The organism is Candidatus Omnitrophota bacterium, assembly GCA_028699255.1.
Taxonomy (GTDB): Bacteria; Omnitrophota; Gorgyraeia; order 2-01-FULL-45-10; family 2-01-FULL-45-10; genus FEN-1322.
In genome coordinates this window covers 1-20761 of the sequence record JAQVUX010000004.1, presented here as the reverse complement: position 1 = coordinate 20761, position 20761 = coordinate 1, and the positions used below count along the sequence as shown (strand labels likewise).

The following is a 20761-nucleotide window of genomic DNA, read 5'->3' as shown; positions in this document are numbered from 1 at the left end:
TTACCTATGTTTTTAACTTTTTTAAAGATTCCTTCGCCAGCGCTATCTTTTCCCTTGCTTCTGCCGGAAGTCCGGCACATAAGCCGGCGTCATCTATATTCTTTTTTGCTTCCGAGACGCGTTCGCGGATAACGGCAACCATTTCGTTCAAGCTCGCGGCTAATGGCCTTATCTCGTCTCCGGTCCTTAATCTGAAGACCATCCCGAGATTCCCCGACGCCACATCCTGTACGTCTTTATCCAGCCTGTAGAGAGGCCCCGCTATTTTGTGCGATACAAAGAGCGTCATTATAATGGCCGCAAGGCCTATCAAAATTATAACAACGACACTGCTTAAAAAAACTGCAGGAAGTATAAAATCGGCGGTGCTCTTCATGGTAAGCCTTGAATTCTCAAAAGTTGTTGTCACCGTAGCCCGCGACATAGCGTAAATTATCAGCCCGGAAATGACAGAACCTATCGCGACTAAACTGCAGAATTTCAATATAAAGACCGCCTGGAATTCTTTATCTATGTAATAATTCCTTCTTCTATTTTTTATATCAACCATCTTTTTAAGCCTCCTCTATGGAAGTTCCGTGCGGCTAAGGTTATCCTTGTAAACTTTTACGTTCGCCCTGGCCCGCAGGTCTTTGATCCATTTATCCATGGCATTCTCGACTTTTTTCCTATCACCATTAAAAACGTTTGAAAATTCCGCCATCTTTTTCTTTATCAAAAGCTTAAGAAGCGCCTGCTCCCAGTACCTTTCTATCTCCTTCATAAACGCTCTATCTTTATCAAAGTTCTGTTTCTGGGCTTCCTGCAGGAGAATATTCCTGGTTATAAGTTCTTCCAGAGTCTCTTCCTTGGTTCCCCCAACCGACCGCGTGGAACTTCGAAAATCTTCCGCAGTCATGGTATAACCATTTATCCTGGCAATAACTTTATCCTCAGGTAATGATTCTTTTGGCTTACCGCATCCGGATATGCACAAACTTAGCTGTCCGATCATTACCACCGTAATGAGCGCCTTTAAATATTTCATATCGAACCCCTCCGTTAATGCTTAACAAGCACCTCTTCCTGATAAAACCGCCGGTATGGTTTTGAGTAAAATTTTGATATCAAGCCACAACGACCAATTATCGATATATTCCAGATCAAGCTTCATCCATTGGTCAAAACCGATCTTATTCCTGCCCCCGATCTGCCATAGGCAGGTAATCCCGGGCCTCATCGATAACCTGCGCCTCTGCCACGGCTCGTACTGCCTGACTTCTTTCGGTAGCGGCGGACGCGGCCCAACAAGACTCATCGTCCCCATTAGAACATTGAACAGTTGAGGAAGCTCGTCGAGTGAAAACTTTCGCAGGAGGCGTCCGACCGGCGTAACGCGGGGGTCATTTTTTATCTTGAAGATAGGCCCGCTCATCTCATTTTTGCTCATCAATTCCGGTAATCTCTCATGCGCGCCTTTATACATGGATCTGAATTTATATACCACGAATTTCCTGCCGTTCAGGCCCGACCGCTTTTGTATATATAATACAGGGCCTCTGGAAGTAGCTTTTATAAGCATGGCGATGATCAAAAATACAGGGCTCAGTAGCATTATACCGAAACCGGACGCTGCGACATCGATCGCCCTCTTCAGGAACAGCTGTTGTTCATTGGCCGGCGTCGCATCGAAAGTTATTAACGGTATACCATCTATATCGGTTTGCCGTAATTTAGATATCTTTACATCAAATAAATCTACGGCTATCGTGACATTAATGCCATGCGTCTCGCAGATATATAAATAGTCTTCGATTCTGCTCAATTGGCTTCTGGGTATTACAAAAATTATCTCATCTATCGCTCTGCGTTGTATTATCCTGGGTATCTCTTCGATGCTCGACAGAACCTCCACGCCGCTGACTATTTTACCCACATTGACCTGGTCGTAGTCTATTATGCCCACTATCCTGAAACCCCACTCCGGATGGTTTTCCAGCTTTTGTATAAACTGAACAGCGCGCCTGCCGGTACCGACTATCAGAATTTTCCGGAAATTATATCCTCTCTTCCGCATGGAACGCATCACAAAAACCATCACAGACTTTTCCAGGAAGATAACAAATGTACTGATAGATAGGAGCATCGCGAAGAAAACCCTGCTCACATATTCCATTTTAAAGAAGAATACGAACGTACCGAAAACAAGCGTAGTAAAGAAAGCCGATTTAACAATGACTCCCATTACCTCAAGTACGCTTTTGGTTCTCAGCGACTTATACATTCCGTTAAAATACAGGCTTAGGGACCATGCGGGAACAATAAGTATCAGCACAATAAAGTAGTCACGTACAGGCGCGCTCATCTCCGCTATCACACGTACGGAAGGAACGAGATCCAGCCTATAGAACATATGGAGATAACGCCTGAGGAAGAAAGTGAGGAAGAAAGAAAAGGATACTGCAAATATATCGAGGAGTATGACCGCCCGGCGAATCGCAGTCTCTTTTTCGCGTAGCATTACTCTTCTCCTCTCATTATAACCGCTAAGTATATGGTAAATAATAACATATTGGCAGGAATATGAAAATTAAAATCCGATAAGGCATGCAATGATAGACTTAAAACTCCTATAGCGCATCCAAAACGGTAAGAACTTAGCTTGTCTCCACCGGTGCCCGTCTTTACCGCAATTATTATCAGCCATAACATCGCTATGAGCGCGGGGATACCCATGTCGCAGGCCGTTTCGAGATAATCATTGTGGGCAAAATTCACCAGCCCGTTCAAGCCTTCGGGCCTGTACCGCGGAAACCCATAAACGAACGTGCCTATGCCTGTGCCGACAACAGGATTATGCCCTACCATATCGATGGCGCCGCGCCATATTAAAAGACGCGTGGCGAAAGAACCACCCTCCGGTTCGGCCGAGATCGAACCGCTTATACGCTCGGATATTACATCTCCGCCGAAATATAACAAAGACGCGGCCGTCATTACGATCAATACCGCAAAAACCGCTTTCTTAATACCACCCATCTTTTCTTTCAACAAAAGAAATGTCATCGCTAAAAACGATATGCTTAAGCTTATCCATGCGCCTCGCGATTGCGATAGTATAAAAGCTATTATCATGAATATCAGGCCTGTCAAAATAGATAATTTTACCCGCAGTGTTCCGGATCTTTTTATCAAGAAAATAACCGCCACCGGCATGACCAGTTCCAGATATCCCGAAAAATGATTATGATTGACGAATGTCGCCGCTATAAATTCTTTCGGATCCCACCAGGAATGGCCGAGCAAGCCGATATGTTGTAAAAGCCCATATACAGACAGAGCCGCGCCCATACCGATAACCAGATATAGTAGCCTTTTTACCATATCCCTGTTAAATTCATTTATGATGAGATAATAGATACCTATATAGCAGAATAGTTTTATCAACCCGTAAAAACTGTCGTGTTTATAGATCGAGAAGAAGGATGAGATAACCGCGAGCAAAGCAAATAATATAATAGGCAGGTCTATAGGCGTTCTTGCAAACTTATATTCTCCGGAATTATTCATCCGCCAAAACCACATAAAAATTACGGAATACGCTATGAGCAATATAAAGATAAGCGGCCCAACCCTGGCTCCGCCGAGCCATAAAGGCGAGGATATGATAAGTAACGCCATCCCGAGCCATAGTATATTTTTATATATATTTTTTGTCATCTTCGTTCGATCCGCGCGTCGCCGATAAAAAGATTCCTGTCTTCCTTATTATTGCCGTCGTCATTAGTAAATGTAACGCCTAAAATTTTTACACCGCCATTCGTATTTACGTCGAATACATACTCTTTGTATCCTGAGCTATCGACATAGGCGGCGCCTGTCTTTTTACCGTCGAGCGACACGAGCATGTATGGATAGATGCCGTTTACCGGGCTTCCACCGGCCTCTATAATGACCCGCGCGGGGCCTTCGGGTAGCAACATCGCGCCGTATATCGTACCCGACCAATACATGTTGCCGTTTGCGTAAACATTTTTTCCATCTGCGGTGAGGCCCCGCCAGGCCGATCTTGAGATAATGTTAGAAGCCCCGGCCTGCGGTACGTCTTTTTTTAAACTTTTTATTTTTTCCGGTGTCACCCATTGCTCTAAGTCTAAGTCCGGCATTACGCTCTCTAATAATTCAACGTTTCGCGTCTCCTGTAAAAGACGCGGATATATATATTGTGAATACCACGGCTTCTGCTTCAAGGCATATCTCAGCCTGTCGATAACCATCACCCTCTCTTCTTCTTTAAGCTCTTTCCATACAGCGAGGCCGGAATATCCTACAGCATACGCGGTATTAAATCCGTTAGGATCATTCTCTATCGCCTTCCTGAAATCCTCAAACGCTTTATCGAGATACTTTTTTTTACCTGCACCATCTATAAACAAACGGATATTTATCTGCCCCAATTTCGCATAATATTCCGCGCATCGCGGATTGAGACAGTTGGCGCGCTCATAACATTTCGCCGCCGCTTTCAAAAGCGGCGCCTTGTTATCCTTATAGTTACTTTGCGTGAATAAAAACTCACCGAGCGCGGCGGGGTATTGTGAATTGAAAGGGTCGATAGCAATGGCTTGCTCAAGCTTAGCATTCGCATCTTTCCATAAATATTCAGCTACGAGCTTCCTGGCTGAATTGAATTGAGTCTCCGCCGGAAATGGCACAACCACAACGAAAGATACTACTGCAAAAACTGATATCAAAATGACACTAATGGCAACCTGTTTTATACACGTCATATGTTTACACTATTTTGCATCACAAAAACCATCGTTAAACCAGCGATGTAAAAAAATTACTCGCGCTGATTACTCGTATGTTATCTTTTATGAAATCAACACCTTCCCGCCTGACAACCTGATAACTAAACGGAATTTTCAGCTTTTTGCTGAAATATGCTAAAGAGGCTGAAATATCTTCGGACGAGTTTTTTACCTCGACCGAGAACCACGGTTTACCTCCTACATTCACTATGAAGTCTACCTCCCGCTGTTCTTTATCACGTAAAAAACATAGTTGCGCTTTATGTCCTTCTACATCAAAAAGAAAATGACAAAACTTCAGGAGATGCGAAGCGACCATATTTTCAAACCTGGCGCCATCGTCCTTGATCTCGGACCAGTCCCACAGATAAAGTTTCGGCTCTTTTCGGAGTGATTTTATAAGCGTGCTCTGAAAAGGGTATATCCTAAAATGGTAATAGAACTTTTCAAGAATATCTACCCATGAAGCTATCGTCTTGTGCGTAACATTTAGATCCTCGCGTAAGGAGTTTAAAGAAAACAAAGAACCCACTTTTTCAGGTAAAATTTCCGTCAAAACGTCCATAGCAGAGATATCCCTGATATTTTCAACATCGCGAATATCTTCCTTGACCAATCGGTCTATCCTTTCATTGTGCCATCTGCGCAACTCTTTTTCATCATGCTTTATAAAAACCTCGGGGAAACCGCCGAATTGCAATAATCTCCCGAACGCCTTTTCTTGAGTATCATCTTTTTTTCGAAAATCAAGCTCCGTAAAGGGAATGCGTTTCCCGCTTTCGCCGGCCAATTCCCCGACAGATAAAGGATGCAGTCGATAAGAACGGTATCTACCAAGAAGCGAATCGCCTCCTTTCCTGTAAATATCTAACCTGGCGCTGCCGGTAACAAGAATATGAAATTTGTCTTTATATTTGTCATGCTCGCCCTTCAAATAATTTTTCCAGTTTTTGTATTTGTGTATCTCGTCAAAAATAAAAAGCTTTTTGTCGGAGGGAAAAGCGCCGTTTAAAATAATCTTTTTATCGCCCCTGTTATCCCAGTTTAAATATTCATATTTTTCGTTGAAAAAACTTTCTCCGATATCCTTGGCAATCGTTGTCTTACCTACCTGCCGCGGACCGGAGATGAAAACCATCTTGTCTTTTAAATCCTCGAGAACGTATTGTTCTATATATCTTTTGATCATAAATACCTCCATTTTTTCACTACTACAAATTATACCAAAGTATAAAATGTTGTCAAGAATTTTCTACTTCGGTAAAAATATGGCTATTAAGACCAAGTCATTCTTCATTTTTTTGTACCCCTAATAGTTGACGGCAAAAATTGAAGATAAATAACGGGTTCAATAGAAGATATCTGCGCCATAATCTTTTAGGCTCCTGTGCCAGGCGAAATACCCACTCGAGGCCCAGATCCTGTAAAAATTTCGGAGGCCTCTTGAACATTCCTGCGTGGAAATCAAAGGCGGCGCCTACAGCTATCATCGCGCCCCGTATCGTAGATGCATGCAGAGCGATCCATCTTTCCTGCCGGGGACATCCTCTGCCTACAAATACTATTCTGGCACCGCTTCCGTTAATCACGGCTATATCTTTTTTATCTTCGTCCGGAGTAGCCTCCCTAAACCTGTCCGCCTGCATTCCGGCTATAATGAGCTCCGGATATAACTTCAGCAGGTTTTCTCTCAACTTTTCCAGAACCTCCGGCCTGCTCCCATATAAAAAAACCGGCAGCTTTTCAGATGCGGCCCTCTCGCATACCTTAAGCATGAGAATAGGCCCACAGACCCTCTCTTTAACTTCTCTTGCCCCTAAAAGGTTCAGCGCCCACTTAACAGGTTGCCCATCGGGAGTAACCATGTCGAAACTGTTTAGCTGACGCGCAAGCTCCTTATCATAAAACCCCTCCATGACACCGTGCACCGCTAACGCCGCTACGCGCATAGGCCTCGCCTCTTTCGCCGCCGAGACAATAGCTTCTGTAGCGCTACCGTAATCAAGCCTGCTTACGCAAATACCCAATATACTCAATTTTCCCATCATTTCAACAAGATCCCCTGTTTAGATTTATCGCTTTTTCGTATATCTGCATCAATCTCTCGTAATGTTTTTTAGCGGAATGTTTCTTCTCAAAATTTTCGCGGGCATGCCGGCTCATATCAAGCGCCATTTCAGGATTCGCATAAAAATATCTTATTTTTGCGGCCAAGTCTTCGGCATTGCCGGGTTCAAAGAGTAGGCCGTCCTTGCCTTCCTCTATCAATTCCGGCAAACCTCCGATCCTGGAAGCAATCACCGGAGTTCCTGCGGCAAAACTTTCCAGGACAGCCATAGGAAAGTTTTCGTACCATTCCGAAGGGATAATACTTACCGCCGCCCTCTTCAATAAATCGTTCTTTTCGGCGCCGGAGACGAAACCAGTAACTTCAACATTACTCATCCTGTTAAGCCGCACATAATCCTTTACCCGCCCAAGAAGCGGCCCTTCTCCGGCAATCTTCAAAGGTAGATCTTTTAACACTCGGCATGACTCTAAAAGCGTCATCAGGCCTTTTTCAGCTGAAATACGTCCTATAAAAACAGCGTATTTATCCTTAGCGAATAAATTATTAGTTTCGCCGGCATTTAAAAAATTACCTTCCACTTCAATGCTATCCGCACGGAATCCGGCCCCGACAAGCTTGCCTTTTACAAAATTATTCAACGCAATGAATAGATCGATATTCTTCCTGAACGTACCGCGCCTTCTGCAAACCCAGAACAAGGCGGCGTATAACCCTGATAGTAAAACACTCCCTTTATAACATGCGCGAAAAAGGCAGTGTAACATATTACCGTTCATGCATTTTTCGCATATAGCACCGTTAGCGTAAAACAGGCTATTGGGGCATAGAAAACGATAGTTGTGCACGGTTTGCGTTACGGGTATTCCTCGCGATTTCAAATAGTAATATGCCGATGGCGATATCAATGGGAAGACGTTATGAACATGCGCAATATCCGGCCTGTCCTTATCTATTATGGCGGCAAGCTCCTTTATTGTCCGCATAGAATAAAAAACGTTTTTTGCAAAACCTATATTTTCAAAAAATCCGTATTTTTTAATTTCATCATTATGCCGATAATACGGGGTTACTATATGCCCCCTGGATTCTATAAGCTCTTTTTCGGCACGCACTACATTATCTTCGCCGCCGGGTATTTGATAAAAATTATGGATTTGAAGTATCTTCATTTGATTAAACTTTTATAGCGCTCCTCTCTCTACGCAAGAGGTTCGCAAACGCAAGTATCGAGATATAAACAAGTATCAAATAGGTGTGCCAAGCTCCTATGCCTGAACCCGTCAGGCTCTCAATGCTGATAACTGTCATCACGCCTATCAGCTCTATCAAAAACGGATTAAGTTCTTCGCGGCGCAAGATAAAAACTTTCAAGGATAAAGACGAAATAAGCGCCTCCCATATTCTGACGAAGGCAATCATGAATGGTATCAAGCCGATCAAGCCTACATTCAGTAGAACTTCTATCCACGCGTTATGTATCCATGTAAAATCCCCGCCATATGCCGTCATAAAAGTTATCCTGGAGCCGACTCCAAAACCGTACCCCAAGAATATTCGTTCGGCTATAAGGCTTAATGCTCTCTTCCACATAAATATGCGGCCCGTAAGCGAAAAAAGTACGTTCTCGCTTTGACCGCGGCGAAAAAACTCTACTAAATACCATGATATAGTGTCTTTTTTAGCCAGAAAAACTATCATCATAACGAAACAAACACAAGAGGCGAATGTTATTACCTTAATCTTTTTTTGCAAAAAAAGTACTATAACAACAGCTATCGGAAAAGCCACGAAGTGAGTCCTGCTTTGCGCCAAGACCATAGTCACCAAAGCAAATAACAGTACTATGAAATAAACACGGCCGCTCCCCGCGTTCTTCGTTGAAAGCATCCTGGAAAAAGAAATTATCGCAACGATAGAGGCTATACCGCCAACACCGTTTGATGCCAGCATGAAACCTCCCAGTTGCGTTTTTATTATCCCTCCTGAATGTGTAGTCGCTAATTGCGGAAATAGGGCCCACCCTATCCAAACCATTAACATCATTATTGTCAATAACAACCAATTTATATTCATCAGGCATTTAATATTTGACAAACATTGGGCTTGCGATAACAGCATAGCAACAACTGAAATATCTAGAAAAAGCTCAAAACTTTTCCATAATGTAAGCATAGGATAGCTCGAATATAAGGAAGAAACCGCCGCTACGATTACATATATCGAAAAAAAACACAGCGCTCCCGTCGATAGCACTTTAACGTTGTTATTAAAACTTAAAATAAATCTCGGTAACATCATTACAGAGACCAGCATTATCAGAACGATCCGGAAAAATGCCGCTTCGTCAACCGGATTTTGCAACAATTGAGATCCAGTCCTTATCCTTAAAGTCAGAGAGCTCACAAAAAGCAGTATCCACATTAAATGCAACCAGTTAGCATGGATGAATAACTGCTTTATCTTGTATATCATACCGGGTAACGCGACAATGCTCATAGCCAGATATAATAATAAAATAAGAACGGCAAACCCTATATACCACAGATTGTTATACGAAAAATATAATATAAATAAGGCCATAAATATAGCCAGACCCGCCACGAACACCTTGGTAATATCCAGCGCCCCATTCGTCGTAAATGTTTTATAGAACATTTATCACCCTATCCGAAAAAATAATATCAGCGTATTTGATATGCTTTCGAGCGGTCCATATTATTTCCCGCCACCTTCCCCGTAGAATAAAATACGGCGCGCAAATAACATCCAATGTTAATAAATAAGGTATGGAAAGCGCCAATAATATCTTGTAACACAGCGCGGTTGCCCGGCCGGAATGTTTTAAATAATAAAAGAAATGTGCCTGACGGGCAAGAACGTCATACATTTTGCTGTATTCTACCGTCTTTGTGGAATATTTACCTACATGAACTATTTCTGCTTCAGCGAGATAATAATTTTTTAGACCCAATTTTCTTGCTCTATAACAAATATCTATATCATCCAAATACATCGGCACGCTTTCGTCAAAGCCCGCCATGCTACCAAAGACATCTCTGCAGAAAAGCATACAACTCCCTGCAAGACATTCGCATTCTTCGCTCTTTTCATAATACCGGTAAAGCGCCCTCCGGGTATACGGGATTATAACTTGCAACTTATTTAACATTTTCTCTACGAGGAAAATCTTGGAAAATTCGAATGATATTCTTGGTAATTTTCTCTTGCAGAATAAATCCGGCATTCCGCCTTCTGTCAATATTCTTGGCCCTACTATACCTATGTCGACGCGGGTTTTTAAAAAAGCTACCATCCTGTTTACGGCACTCTTGAACAGCACCGTATCCGGATTCAATATTAATATGTACGCGCCCTGCGATACCCCGAAAGCTTCATTATTTGCCTTGGAGAAACCAATATTTGAGCTTCGTGCGATCAGAATGGCCTGAGGAAACTCCTTTTTTACCATCGCTATGCTATCATCGGAAGAATTATTATCAACGATTATTATCTCAAAAGTGACATCTATGGTATCGTATACCGATTTAAGACATTTTCGCAGTACATCTCTGGAATTCCAGTTAACTATGATTACGGAAAGCTCTACCATTTATTCGGTCCCTCGCGTTCGCTTAAATAAGAACCCGCTGGTTTTGCGTTATTCGTTAATTATCTGCTATCGCCTTTTTTTCAAATATGGCCATTAATGACGAGATGTCCATATTTACTATGCTTATATAATTGCGCCTGAGTATAACATACATAAGAGTCGTGATAGTTATCTGGGTTATGAGCACTGAAACTGCGACACCTGCGGCGCCCGCGTTGAATAAACACAATAACGTCAGAAGCAGTGCAATATTCAGCGCTCCTCCGAAGATATAGATCCGCGCAAAATACCTGTCCAGCTTGAACGGCAAAAGCGCGAGGTTCGCGAATATGTAGGCAACGGGCACTATAAACGCGAGCGGAGAGAGTATGCGAACTATCATTACCGACGGCTCGAATTTAGATCCAAGCACTATTGCTACTATCGCACCGCTAAATATGAAGATCCCCGCAAATACCGCGAAAGATAAAAGCATCACCACAGCAAATAGCTTTCTTAATTTTCCTATAGCTATATCCTTCGCGTTATCCGCTATTTTCGCCATGTAGGGGTACACCGCCACAAGGATGGGGTTAAATGCCCTGTAGGTGAGGCTTATGATCTTCTCACCCGCTGAGAAATATCCTACGACTTCGTTTGTCGCAAAAAAACCTAATATGACTATATTGCTGGTCGTGACAAGGCTTATTGATATCATCGATATGAACACGTTCCAGCCTTCTTTTAACTGCTCCCATATTTCTCCTGGCGCCGGCATGATAATCCGTATTTTAAAACGGGCTAATATTAAACAAAAACCCGCAACGCCGGCTAATATAGAGCCTAAGGATGTAAATAACGGCACATATAAATAGTCCGACTCCCTTCTCACAAAAACGAATACGGCAATCAGGAATAACGTTTTTGCAAGCAGGTTTAGCACGGCTATCGATTTCATCTTCTCCATCCCCTGAAAAAACCATATGGGAAATAACACATTTCCTATAACCATCCCGAACGCAAAAAGATAGAGCAAGGCATCAGGTCTGAACTTCGGGAAAGCGTATACCGCGACGAGAAGCATCGCCAGGCTTATCAGTATAAATATGAATTTTACTGTCATAACAGATGAAAATATCTTTGACATTTTCGCGGGGTCATCTCTTGATACGGATACATCCCGTGTAGCCGTCAGGTTGAAACCGTAATCCGTGAGCATTACAAAATACTGGATGAACGCCATCACAAACGCCACAAGCCCGTACTTGCCGGGGCCCAGAACCCTTACCAAATACGGCACGGTAAGAAGCGGAAAAAGATAGTTAGCCATCTCAATCGATGAAAGACTGAAAAAATTCGATACTATACGTTTTTTATCCACACTGAAATTCCTAAACATCATTGTGAGCCAGATAAAATACCGCCTGGTCCCCCTTGTTCGATTCATTTAAAGCGAGTGCCATTCTCTTAAATGAATCGATGTCTCTCTTTTGAAATATAGTTCTCGCCGGATCCTTTAAATATGAATTATACGACTCGAGCGGGATATCCTTAATATACTGCTCGCTACCCCAGAACTGGAAATCCGTTGAATCCCTGTATGAACCGGCGATCTTCAGGCCAGACTTCCCGGCAACAATACTCATGCTTTTTTCTGAGTGCAGACAAAAATGCCGTGGCGCGTCCAACTGAACCCAGTTTACGTTATAATGCCGCCACGCGTAAGATGAGACGGTAGGTATGCGTATAAGGCAGGTCCCGGCTTTATTTAATTTTGCAGAAACAGTATTAAGCGCGCTCTGCTGATCGGCTATATGTTCCAACGAGTGATGGAACATTATGAGATCCCAGGATCCTTCGATTTCTCTTAATTCTTTTTTATGTACCACAAGACCATTTTTATATTTTATATCATCTTTAATATAGGGATCCGCCCCCATTACATTTTCGAAACCGGCATTTTTTAACATGCACAACAGTACACCTGCCCCGCATCCAACATCGAGTATCTTAGATTTTTTGGTCAGACGGCACGCAGAAAGCGACCTCAGGACTTTCCCGGGAAACAAAGAAAAAAGCGCCTTCACAAGCGCTCCGTCATTAAGAACCGTTATCCTTACAGCCATGTCCATCAACAGGTTATGCTCAACGGGCTTTCCTGTAATGCTATAATAATTCTCCGGATAATATTTTGACATATCCGGCGGGATATCTTTTATCTGAAGGCAACCGCATGAGCCGCATTCGAAATATTCGAATTCGTCACGATAACCAAACATCATCTCTTTTACCACATAGATCTTGTTATCGGTTTTGTTGCCGCAAATCCTGCATTCCATTTTTCCCCTCTTTACATTGGAACTGGAGCGCCAGCGACCAGATATGCCATCGATGTGCCCTTGATGATCTTGATACCTTTAAAAATACCCCCCTCTGCATATAACTTATTGATCGCCCGTGTAGCCGAATCCCATACGCCATAGTCATGCCAGATTATGACGCCTGTGCCATTTCGTAGCAATTTCAGGGCTTTTTGAGAATCGTTCAGAACATATTCATATGCGTGGGATCCGTCTATAAAAATAAAGTCCATGGCATTACAATACGGTGAGAAATCAAAGACAGCCGAATCTCCGTATAATTGCACTATCTTCTTCTCGCAGTCGGTCCCGATAAATTTTGACCCGGGATTATCTTTATATACACATTTATACTCACCCGTTAAAAGGCGGTATTTAGTAAGACTGGCCATAGCCTTGGGCAAATCCAGTGTGTACACGATCCCTTCATTACGGCAGTTACATGCCAGGTTCAACGCCGTTCTGCCATCGAAGGTACCTATCTCGAACACCTTCGCTGGATCATAAATCTTAACCAACTTATCTATAACAATCAGCTCGATAGTAGAGATATTCCCTTCCATGGAAAGGGGCGAACGTATATCTATAGCACCACCAGCGGAAATTATCTCCGATAAATCTATTTCCGGAATAATATCCGTATTATTTTTCTCTTCCGTCCTTATTCCGCCCATCCTGTTCTTAACCGTAAGATAATTGAAATAAACACATATATCATAGATAAACTTACGGTTTTTTTGGAATAAAGCGCCGATCGTGAACATATAGAAACAGGCTAACAACGCATAAATATAATGCACGATAAAAAGAATGGCATCTTTCATACTATACATAGCTCCTTTATTAACATTATTCCTTAAAAAACAGCATATGCCGATGAGGTAGGATGTTAATACCCATCCTATCCTTTATATAATATAACAACATAAGAATTATAAAGGATGCAATGAAAATAATGAATATGAGATGCATTTTTCGATTGGCCATATGTTAAATTATGATAATTATAACACGAAAATATGGCTTATCCAATGCCTTACTTATCTTCGGTTTTGACAGGTCCGGTGGAACTCTGAACTGGAATGAAGGATGGCAAGGTTTCATGCTTACCCCCGGCTTCTGATATAGGACCGGTAACGCTGGACTGTGGGACAAACTCCATTATATTTGCAGGATTAGCAGGATTTTGAACAATATTAGCCGATGATGGCAAAGTTGGACCAGTCAAGTTATTAACTCTAGTAAAAGCAGGGAGTTTACCGCTTGTTCTTTCTGATAAATCCGGAAAATTAACCGGCGAGGTAACTACGGATGAAGATTGGGATCCTGCAACTGCAACACCCGATTTTTCGGTCTCTGCCGAAATTATCACCTCTCTATCGGCTGTGACATCAGCGCCAGGATTCTTAACAGTCGATGCGGGTTGCGTAGTTACGGGTATATTCATACCTGTAACTGGCGCTGGTTCAAATGCTCCCTTGTCTACGAAATACCTTACAACAAGTGCTACCATAACACATGATAGCACTATTGCGAACACGAAAACTAATAGTAATAGGATCTTCTTCCTTACCATGCGTATTTTTTAAAAATCGCTTATTGACCGTTTAATTCACCTGCGGTAATGGACTTTGCGGTAAAGATATGAAGCTGAGTCCATGCGCCGGTATCGCTATATACGTATATGCCGTAGTCTGAACCGAAGTCTACGACAAGGTCGGCTTTACCGTTACCGTCGAGATCGGCCGCTGTTATCGACTGCGCGGTGAAGTTGTGAAGCTGAGTCCATGCGCCGGTATCACTATATACATAGATGCCGTACTCTGAACCGAAATCTACGATGATATCGTCTTTACCGTTGCCGTCAATATCACCTGCGGTAATGGACTTTGCGGTAAAGATATGAAGCTGAGTCCATGCGCCGGTATCGCTATATACGTATATGCCGTAGTCTGAACCGAAGTCTACGACAAGGTCGGCTTTATATATAGCCGCCGAAGTCGCCTGAGAATGACAACCCATATCAACCATACCGCTATCGGCCTTGCCGTCGTTACGCGTCGTCTTATCATTGAGGCCGAGATTCGCCGCAGTATCACTACCTGCATCAACACACGGCGAATTGACCGTCTGCCCGGAAGTTATCTGGCTCAGGCAATATGTTCCCTCGACAAAAAACGGATCCGTTGAAATATTACCGCCCTGCCCTACATCAGTGCCGCAGTTGTAATAATTACCTACTACATTACCGTAAGCATCGTTATTAGTGATTACTCTCGTAATACCCGTATCTCCGGAGCCATAAATTCCTATACTGTTATTCACCAGTATATTATTTTGTATCGTTATAGAACACAATGAATTTCCAGAAAATGAAACGCCGGCATTCGCATTGCCGAATATGGTATTATTTACGATTGAAACACTGCCATGATCGCCGCCGCAATGAATACCTTCATTCTTACCATTGGCGATTATATTGTTAAAGATATTCATCGAGGTGTTACTATATCCCCAAATGGTAATGCCGGTGCCGTTATAGTTAGTTATGCTACAATTCTTAACATTTAAGGACGCCCCCTCGTTTTCGATATTATTAAAGACTATACCTTCGAATCCGGTAGTCTCTAGACCCGTCATATCGCAATTTTTTATGGAAACTGCCGGGCAGGAATCCAGGATCATGGCGCCTTTAAAATTCATTATTTTACAATTCTTGACACTCATCTGGCATTTATAGGCCTGTATACCACGTTCTGTGTTAGAACCTCCAGTAATAGTGAAACCGTCGATGGTAAATCCACCCGAGTTCCATATCTGTAGCAACGCCCACGTATTAAATCCGGAGCCATCTATGATCGTTTCGTTCGTTGCGATATCCCTGGTCCAGTTAAGCGGCTCGTAACCGCCTTCCAACTTAATACTGGCCACTCTCCATAATTTAAGCGAGTCCGTATTCTCATAATAAGTCCCGGCCGCCACGCATACTTTTGTGCCGTTGCCAGAGCCTTCCGAAGTGGCATATCCAAGGCTCTTATAAGGAGCTCCCATTGTGCCGTCTTCTTCTTCGGAACAGCTATTCGCGTCAACATACACCCTCAGGATCGCCTTACCCGTCTCGCCGTAGCTCGTCGCTGTATTGCCATTAATATCATAATGCGCGTAGATGCGATAATAATAACGGCCCGTAGAGCTATCTACGGAAGTATCGGTATATGCCATGACCGTCTTATCGGTGATCGTATCGACCAGAACTGCGTCAGACATATCTGCCGAGGATGAACGATAGATCTCATATCTGGTTACAAAAGATGCATACTGATTGCCGGACATATCCCAGCCAAGTTCGACCGAAGCCGTCTCATCATTCCACACTATCCGCGGCTCATCTTTTTGATGCGGCCCAAAGCTAAAGATATAATTCCAGTCGGACGGTGTCATGCTGGGAAATACGCCGCCCACAGTAGCATCTGAGAAGTTATCGAACACTATATTAGAAGCGTCTCCGTTATTTGTAAGTTGGTTTATGTGATATCTTATATCTGTGGGATTTGTGAAAAATCTATACAGGTCCACGTTAATGCTTATGCCGGGACCGGCCCCGTCCATACCCGGGAACTCCGCCGGGATCGTGACAAAAGGATAGCCTTCATGGTCGGTGAGATTATTCTGGATATCGGTAAAGCTGTTATACGCGAATTCCGCGCGTTCCAAAGATGCATCCTTATCCTCTTGCCATTCTGACACGATATTCTGCCACGCTTCATCGGAGATGCCGTCGTCTCTGACTGGATAAGGATCATAGAATCTGACTATATGGTTCAATCCATCACCGTCATTTTCGTCTCTGGCCAATATAAACTCTGATCCGCTAAAGAAAGAGTCGATCGCGCTTAGAAGGGCGCTCATAGCATCGGAAAGATATGTGTCGGCGCCCTCACGGAGCGTCAGGAGCGGCAAATTAGCATTCAGTATGGAAAATGGATCGATAGGATTGCCGTTGTTAAATAGTATGGGCTTGATATCCAAATTGTTCATTCCGTAAGCGGCGTTTATCTTTACCGCCGCCTTCAATGAATAGAGGGCCATTTTTAAAGTAGCGGCATCGCCGTAATCGATCGTTATCGTGTCCGATCCCATAACCAAAGTATCCTGAAAATCCTCATAAACACACGAAAGGTTGTCAAGCGCTTCGTCTATCTGAAGAACAATGCCGGTCGCGCTATTATTGAACATGTCCTGCACCTGGGTCATATTAGGATACGTCTGTGCTTCAAAATCGTAACTAATATTCCCTTCATTGTCGAATATGGCTAATTGGTTATCAGAGTTGAATATACCAAGATCACGCAGTTTTGTTTTAAGAACATCGTTCTGTGCAATAACGGTAATAGCATGCCAGAAATTTTCGACCTGGCCCGTAGGGTTATCGGCAAGCGCGGTGTCAAATTTAGCGTGCGCACCGACTATATCTTTATTTTCAAAAAGCAACTGCTTCCCCTCAGATAAACTATCGGCAAATACCGTTCCATTCAAAAATACGCAACCGCACACTAATGATAAAACTGCCGCAACCCTGACAATCGATTTTGCTATAAACATGCTACGCCTCCTCTTTTTACATAACCGCGCGGCCTAATGCCCGCAATCTTTTTAATTTATCGTTTTTTGAATTAAATTCACGCAACTTAATATCCGAATCTATGTAATCCGCACGAATAATTCCATCGAGTGATCTCAGAACGCAATCTCCGCTTGCGTATAACCGGTTACGCGCTTTATCCCATGTTAATTTTTGACAAACAAGCGTCTTTTTGTCCATCGTAACAACATCGACTTTACCCAAAAAATCTATTCTTGTAATTATCAGACCTATCGGCGACTTACCTTCTGACAAAGTACTTAAAACCGCTTTCTTTGCCATAACCCGGCATACAGGCACGCCGTTTTCATAAATAGTTAATAAGGCATCCGTTATCTTTATTACCTTAGCCGCAACTTGAAATACGCCGAGCTGTCTGGCGCCGGGCCCAAGGCGTTTACCTTGAATGGTGAATTTTTTACTTGCACCATTATCCGCATATTCGCTAAAATCAAAATCCTCGAATGCGACTTTATTTGTTGCGGTGGATTTTATATTTTTTGGTGATGGCGTTTTGAAAAAATTGATAGCTAAATATAAAAAAATAACGCAGGAAGCAATTATTACTATAATTGGAAAGGGGTTGCGCATTTTCATAGAAGTGTACGTACTCTACTATATATAGAGGAAGGTGTCAATAAAAATAACCAACTTTTTCATATTTAATCAAAATTTGAAAGTGGATGGCGTTGCCGAGATCAGGACGCGTATTTAAATATATCGCAACCTTAACGCCTAATCGTCCAAAAATCATCTGCTAATGTCTCTATATATTCAAACGGTATCGTAAAATATCCACCCATGCCCCATTTAAGACCCCAGGAATTACGCACTAAAAAACGCTTTTCGGACTGGTCGTACCCGACCGCCATGACCGCGTGGCCGCCTACCATAGTCTCGTCTTCCTTTGGCATATTGGCGATGCCGGTACGTTTGACCTCCTGTGATTCGAAGCTCGTGTACACCGCAAAACCGAATACGAATGGATAGCCTTCGGCGAGACAGGCTAACATCTCGTTCACGGTACTTAATCTGTGGTAGGATTCGATAACGTGCTTTTTGGCTTCCTCATAACATTTGGCAGGCGGTTTCGTATCGAATTTCAATATGTTATAGGGCCAGGCTTCTTCGCGGCAGGCGCCATCGTTTTTGAGCGTCTTTATACCGTCGCGTAAATATGCGCCGGAGTCATAGTCAACCGTATCTTCCAGGGCTCTCTCATTATAATAAATGAATAGCCGGCTAACATCGGTATATTCCGAATCGATTTTGTTGTCTATGAACTCGATGTTACCGGCCAACGCCTGCGCCGTACAACTGCCGAGATTGCCTTGCTGTTCGACTGCAGAGCACCCCTTCCGCAGGTCGACTTTCTTGGGCAGGCGGATTATCGGCCGTATCGCGCTGTACATATAATCACGCCGGTCGGGTATATCAGGTAGCCAGCCATATGTGTTTTTATATTTCATTTAAGCGCTCCTTCGCGTTCTTTGAATATCAATTAAAATCTAAAGAATCTATAAATTCCTTTACCTCGACAAACTAAAAAACCGAGCATATGATGCTTGCTAATTCTTCGCGTATTGAAAGAATATCTGGTCACGTATCGTTTTAACTTCAGCGTCTGGCAGAAATAGATTAGCCAAAAGAAGTTGCCCGACGATACAGTAGCCGACATTTAAATGTCGGCTACGACGAGAGGACTTCTTGGAGCTAATCTATTACGTCTGGCATAATTATCCACGCTCGCAGCGCATCGAATGATATTAAAATGTGCGAGGCGATAGTCTGATGTCCACCAGTAGTTCATAATGAGACTCTGTTAATTCGTCCCATCGAGGAGCCACTTATAGATCGGTTGAACCAAGATAACCTTGCCATTAGCTTTTATCTCGTCATCGGTATCTTCGGTGAGAATAAGTCCTTTTTTCAATTTAAGCTCGTCCATAGCGCGGCTAAGAGAGCTTATTTCTCTTTGCCGCGTCTTTTCATTATCCAGATTATCCGACACTTGAATAAGGGAAATATCTTTCTTACCGCTTTTTATAAGAAAATCCACCTCTAAGTTGTTAGATGTTTTGTAATAATATATCTCTGGGAATTTACGCTTGAGCTCAAGAAATACCAGATTCTCTAAGAATTTACCTTTGTTTTTCGAAAACTGAAAAGCTATTGATTCCGCCAGACCATTATCTATGCAGTAGATTTTTTTGTTAGCCGCAAACTGTTGCTTTAAAGAATATGAGAACCTGCTTATCAGAAATACCAAGAAGCTATTTTCAAGAAAATCTGAATAACTTTTTATGGTGTTCATGCTTCCGACGCCTAAGGTCTTCGTGAGATTATTATACGAAAACAAGGTGCCGATATTGCTCAAGAAGTATAGCCCTAATTCCCTTAATGCCTTGACCTGCTTGATATCGTATCTCGCCACTATATCCCGATACAATATATCCTCGTAGACACGTTTTAAAAGCGCCTCGTTCTTATATACTAAATACTCCGGCATACCGCCGTGCCTAAGATATTCGGCGAAGTATTTCTTTATGATAGCCCTTTCAGCGGTATAAGACATGGCATTCTTTTGTAGTTTGTAGCCTTTAAAAGCGAGGAATTCATGGAAGGAGAATGGATAAAGCTCTATAGCTATACACCGGCCAGTCAGCTTGGTACCGAGTTCTTTACTAAGGAGTGAGGCATTCGATCCGGTTATAAAAAACTTGCACTTTTTATCCTGCATCCTTCTTACGAATACTTCCCATTTGGACACATTCTGAATTTCATCAAAAAAGAAGATCTTTCGCTCACCGTAAAGTTCTAAAAATGTCTCATATAGACTATTAAAATCATTAACCTCAAAATCAACTAAGCGCTCGTCCTCAAAGTTGAAATAATAAACGCCTTTTTCGTAGTAACTATTTATTATCTGATTAAGAAGCGTGGATTTACCGGCACGACGGATCCCGGAGATAACAACAGTATGCGGTATATGTATGTGCTTTGACATGTCATTCAAAGCTGATCTTTCTATACCTACATCTATTTCTTTTCGGCTTTTCTCCTGCTCCAGTATGATCTCTCGCAATATAGCTTTATTCATAAAACACCCCTCGCTTAGCTCTCATTCACAATGAGAATATACCACATAAAGCTCTCATTGTCAATGAGAGCAATGCTTTCATGCTGTCAAGAACTCTGTTGCTATTTGTCTGTAACACTTATGGTGCCATTAGGCTTTATCTCTGTGATAAGCGCGTAAAGCCATCTCTTACAGCTGTTTGAATTTGGGAAGCGCCTGAATACTCT

Annotated in this window: 18 protein-coding genes; all 18 read right to left on the bottom strand. The window is 42.7% G+C overall.

Going from position 1 to position 20761, the window contains the following annotated elements:
• Positions 1-4: 4 nt before the first annotated feature.
• A complete protein-coding gene (locus tag PHS46_04095; GenBank protein ID MDD3905699.1) occupies positions 5-550 on the bottom strand; it encodes a methyl-accepting chemotaxis protein in 546 nt (181 codons plus the stop codon).
• A 15-nt stretch (positions 551-565) separates the two neighbouring features.
• Positions 566-1027 carry a hypothetical protein gene (locus PHS46_04090; GenBank protein ID MDD3905698.1) on the bottom strand — a complete coding sequence of 154 codons (462 nt, stop codon included), beginning with the start codon at positions 1025-1027 and terminating at the stop codon, positions 566-568.
• Positions 1028-1048: 21 nt separating this feature from the next.
• Positions 1049-2500, bottom strand: a complete 1452-nt coding sequence (locus PHS46_04085; GenBank protein MDD3905697.1) for a sugar transferase — start codon at positions 2498-2500, stop codon at positions 1049-1051.
• On the bottom strand, positions 2500-3699 hold the full coding sequence (locus PHS46_04080; GenBank protein ID MDD3905696.1) for an O-antigen ligase family protein: 1200 nt from the start codon (positions 3697-3699) through the stop codon (positions 2500-2502). The genes PHS46_04085 and PHS46_04080 overlap by 1 nt, the downstream gene beginning before the upstream one ends.
• A complete protein-coding gene (locus PHS46_04075; protein ID MDD3905695.1) occupies positions 3696-4769 on the bottom strand; it encodes a carbohydrate-binding domain-containing protein in 1074 nt (357 codons plus the stop codon). Before PHS46_04075 ends, PHS46_04080 begins: the two co-directional genes overlap by 4 nt.
• Positions 4770-4803: 34 nt before the next feature.
• Positions 4804-5982, bottom strand: a complete 1179-nt coding sequence (locus PHS46_04070) for an ATP-binding protein (protein ID MDD3905694.1) — start codon at positions 5980-5982, stop codon at positions 4804-4806.
• 97 nt (positions 5983-6079) lie between these two features.
• Entirely contained in the window at positions 6080-6841 is a 762-nt protein-coding gene (locus PHS46_04065; GenBank protein MDD3905693.1) for a WecB/TagA/CpsF family glycosyltransferase, read from the bottom strand.
• Position 6842: 1 nt separating this feature from the next.
• Positions 6843-8033: a glycosyltransferase family 4 protein gene (locus PHS46_04060; GenBank protein MDD3905692.1), complete on the bottom strand. Its 1191-nt coding sequence runs from the start codon at positions 8031-8033 to the stop codon at positions 6843-6845.
• A 4-nt stretch (positions 8034-8037) separates the two neighbouring features.
• Complete coding sequence (locus tag PHS46_04055) at positions 8038-9519, bottom strand: O-antigen ligase family protein (protein MDD3905691.1); 1482 nt, start codon at positions 9517-9519, stop codon at positions 8038-8040.
• Positions 9509-10474, bottom strand: coding sequence for a glycosyltransferase family 2 protein (locus PHS46_04050; protein ID MDD3905690.1), 966 nt, complete (start codon positions 10472-10474; stop codon positions 9509-9511). Before PHS46_04050 ends, PHS46_04055 begins: the two co-directional genes overlap by 11 nt.
• Before the next feature lie 55 nt (positions 10475-10529).
• Complete coding sequence (locus tag PHS46_04045; GenBank protein ID MDD3905689.1) at positions 10530-11834, bottom strand: flippase; 1305 nt, start codon at positions 11832-11834, stop codon at positions 10530-10532.
• Between the two features lie 10 nt (positions 11835-11844).
• Positions 11845-12792, bottom strand: coding sequence for a class I SAM-dependent methyltransferase (locus PHS46_04040; protein ID MDD3905688.1), 948 nt, complete (start codon positions 12790-12792; stop codon positions 11845-11847).
• 11 nt (positions 12793-12803) lie between these two features.
• The gene (locus PHS46_04035) at positions 12804-13637 is read right to left on the bottom strand and encodes a class I SAM-dependent methyltransferase (GenBank protein ID MDD3905687.1); all 834 of its coding nucleotides are present in this window, start codon (positions 13635-13637) and stop codon (positions 12804-12806) included.
• A 212-nt stretch (positions 13638-13849) separates the two neighbouring features.
• A complete protein-coding gene (locus PHS46_04030) occupies positions 13850-14389 on the bottom strand; it encodes a hypothetical protein (GenBank protein ID MDD3905686.1) in 540 nt (179 codons plus the stop codon).
• A 20-nt stretch (positions 14390-14409) separates the two neighbouring features.
• The gene (locus tag PHS46_04025) at positions 14410-17415 is read right to left on the bottom strand and encodes a right-handed parallel beta-helix repeat-containing protein (protein ID MDD3905685.1); all 3006 of its coding nucleotides are present in this window, start codon (positions 17413-17415) and stop codon (positions 14410-14412) included.
• Between the two features lie 16 nt (positions 17416-17431).
• A complete protein-coding gene (locus PHS46_04020; GenBank protein ID MDD3905684.1) occupies positions 17432-18052 on the bottom strand; it encodes a hypothetical protein in 621 nt (206 codons plus the stop codon).
• A gap of 131 nt (positions 18053-18183) precedes the next feature.
• A complete protein-coding gene (locus tag PHS46_04015; GenBank protein ID MDD3905683.1) occupies positions 18184-18924 on the bottom strand; it encodes a C1 family peptidase in 741 nt (246 codons plus the stop codon).
• Positions 18925-19277: 353 nt separating this feature from the next.
• Positions 19278-20555: an ATP-binding protein gene (locus tag PHS46_04010; protein MDD3905682.1), complete on the bottom strand. Its 1278-nt coding sequence runs from the start codon at positions 20553-20555 to the stop codon at positions 19278-19280.
• Positions 20556-20761: the final 206 nt, after the last annotated feature.